Here is a 2554-nt window from a genome sequence, read left to right on the forward strand (position 1 = left end):
CGAGTTTCTTCTTGCGCTCCTCCATCAGCGCCATCAGCGCGCCGATTCCGGCGGGCTCCAGCGCCTCGATCACGATCTGGTATTTTGACGAGCCGGGATAGGTCGTCAGCTTGCCGGTCGCGATGACCTCGAGGCCTTCCTGCGGCTTGAACCGCATCCGGCCGTGAACGCCTTTCCAGATCACCGCCTCGATCTTGGCGCTCTCGTCCTTCAGCGCGAAATAGCAATGGCCCGAGGCGTGGGGCCCGCGAAAGCCCGAAATTTCGCCACGCACCCGCACATGGCCGTAGGTATCCTCGACGGTGCGTTTCAGCGCCGAGGACAGTTCGGAGACGGTATATTCCGGCGCGTTCGCCAGGAGTTGTGCAGGGCCTGCGGGCATCTGGATCACGTCTGTTGCGCCTCCGCCTTACCATGCTAAAGCGTCGGTAAACCATCGAAAATCCTTATCGGCAGTCGTCCCATGAACATTCTCCTGCTCGGTTCCGGCGGCCGTGAACATGCGCTGGCCTGGAAAATCGCCGACTCCGTGCTGTTGACCAAACTCTGGTGCGCGCCGGGCAATGCGGGGATCGCGCGCGTCGCCGAATGCGTGGCGCTCGATGTCGCCGACCATGCCGCAGTGATCGCGTTCTGCAAGGCCAACAAGGTCGATCTGGTGGTGGTCGGGCCGGAAGCGCCGCTTGCCGCGGGGATTGTCGACGATCTCGCAGCCGCCGGCATCAAGGCGTTCGGGCCGAGCAAGGCCGCCGCCCAACTTGAAAGCTCGAAGGGCTTCACCAAGGATCTCTGCCGCGACAACGACATTCCGACCGCCGCCTATGAACGCTTCGGCGATGCCGCGGCGGCGAAGGCCTACATCGCCGCGAACGGTGCGCCGATCGTCATCAAGGCCGACGGGCTTGCCGCGGGAAAGGGCGTCGTGGTCGCGATGACGATCGAGGACGCGAACGCGGCAGTCGACATGATGTTCGAGGGCGGTTTCGGCGCGGCCGGCGCGCAAGTGGTGGTCGAGGAGTTCATGCGCGGCGAGGAGGCGTCGTTCTTCGCGCTGTGCGACGGCGAGCATGCGCTGGCGCTGGCGACGGCGCAGGATCACAAGCGCGCCTTCGACGGCGACAAGGGACCGAACACCGGCGGCATGGGCGCCTATTCGCCGGCACCCGTCATGACTGACGAGATGTGCCGCCGCACCATGGACGAGATCATCCTTCCGACGTTGCGCGCCATGCGCGCGAAAGGCGCGGCTTTCAAGGGCGTGCTGTTCGCAGGCCTGATGATCACCGACGATGGGCCGAAGCTGATCGAATACAACGTCCGCTTCGGCGATCCGGAATGCCAGGTGCTGATGCTGCGGATGATGGGGGACATCGTGCCGGCGCTGTTCGCCGCCTGCGACGGACAGTTGAACCATTTCAGCCTGCGCTGGTTTCCCGATCCGGCGTTGACCGTCGTCATGGCGGCGAAAGGGTATCCGGGCGACTATGCAAAGGGGACGCCCATTGAAGGGCTCGACACCGCCGCCGAGGTCGAGGGCGTGCAGATTTTTCAGGCCGGAACCAGGGAGGAGGGCGGACGCATCCTCGCCAATGGCGGGCGTGTGCTGAACGTTTGCGCCTCGGGCAAGACCGTCGCGGAGGCGCAGGCGCGCGCCTATGAGGCGGTGGATCGCATCAAATGGCCTGACGGCTTCTGCCGCCGCGACATCGGCTTCCGGGCGGTGAAGCGGGAGAGCCGCGGATAGGTTCATCCCGCGCGGTTGTTGCGACGGGTTGCACTGGCGGCCGCAATCGTCTCGAATCCGCTGTCGAGGTGCGTCTCCCCGACCGGAGCGCGCCGCAGGAATGCCGGAAGGGATGCCGGAAATGAAAGGGATCAGCCATGCCCGACCTTGCCGATCTGTTTCCCGGTTACGCCTCCGAATGGATCAGTACGACCTCGGGTCGCATCTTCGCGCGCGTCGGAGGCGAGGGGCCGCCGCTGTTGCTGCTGCATGGCTTTCCGCAGACGCACGTGATGTGGCACAAGGTGGCGCCGCAACTCGCCGACGCCTTCACCCTCATCATTCCCGATCTGCCCGGCTACGGCTGGTCCGACATGCCCGAGAGCGATGCGGACCACACGCCCTATACCAAGCGCGCGATGGCGGAAACCTTGATCGAGGCCATGGAGAAGCTCGGTCACGTGCATTTCGCGCTGGCGGGGCACGACCGCGGCGGCCGCGTCGCCTATCGGCTTGCGCTCGATCATCCCGGACGGCTGTCGAAACTCGCCGTGCTCGATATCCTGCCGACCTACGACTACTGGTCGCGCATCAATCGGCTGTCGGCGCTGAAAATCTATCACTGGGCATTTCTCGCGCAGCCCGATCCGCTGCCGGAGAAGCTCATCACCGGACAACCGGATTTTTTCCTGAAGCAGACGATGGCGCGCCAGACCGGATCCGGTAAGCTCGATGCCATCGATCCGCGTGCGCTCGAGCATTATCTCGCACCGTGCCGCGATCCGTCGCGGGTGCATGCGATGTGCGAGGACTATCGCGCCGGCGCCCATG

The 2554-nt window shown here is 64.9% G+C and carries 3 protein-coding genes; 2 read left to right on the forward strand and 1 reads right to left on the reverse strand.

Going from position 1 to position 2554, the window contains the following annotated elements; all coding sequences use genetic code 11:
• On the reverse strand, nucleotides 1–382 hold a 382-nt coding region (locus tag BGN91_RS04595; RefSeq protein ID WP_292610938.1), incomplete at its 3' end, for an exodeoxyribonuclease VII large subunit.
• Nucleotides 383–463: 81 nt separating this feature from the next.
• Here BGN91_RS04595 and purD point away from each other — a divergent pair.
• Nucleotides 464–1744, forward strand: a complete 1281-nt coding sequence (gene purD, locus BGN91_RS04600; protein ID WP_292610934.1) for a phosphoribosylamine--glycine ligase — start codon at nucleotides 464–466, stop codon at nucleotides 1742–1744.
• A gap of 137 nt (nucleotides 1745–1881) precedes the next feature.
• Nucleotides 1882–2554, forward strand: a 673-nt coding sequence (locus tag BGN91_RS04605) for an alpha/beta fold hydrolase (RefSeq protein WP_292610936.1), incomplete at its 3' end; no start/stop codon positions are given.

The sequence above is a fragment of the Nitrobacter sp. 62-13 genome (genome assembly GCF_001896955.1).
In the GTDB taxonomy this organism is placed as follows: Bacteria; Pseudomonadota; Alphaproteobacteria; order Rhizobiales; family Xanthobacteraceae; genus Nitrobacter.

Coding starts and splice junctions, on each gene's coding strand:
- purD (WP_292610934.1), top strand. CDS start 464: ATGAACATTCTCCTGCTCGGTTCCGGCGGCCGTGAACATGCGCTGGCC.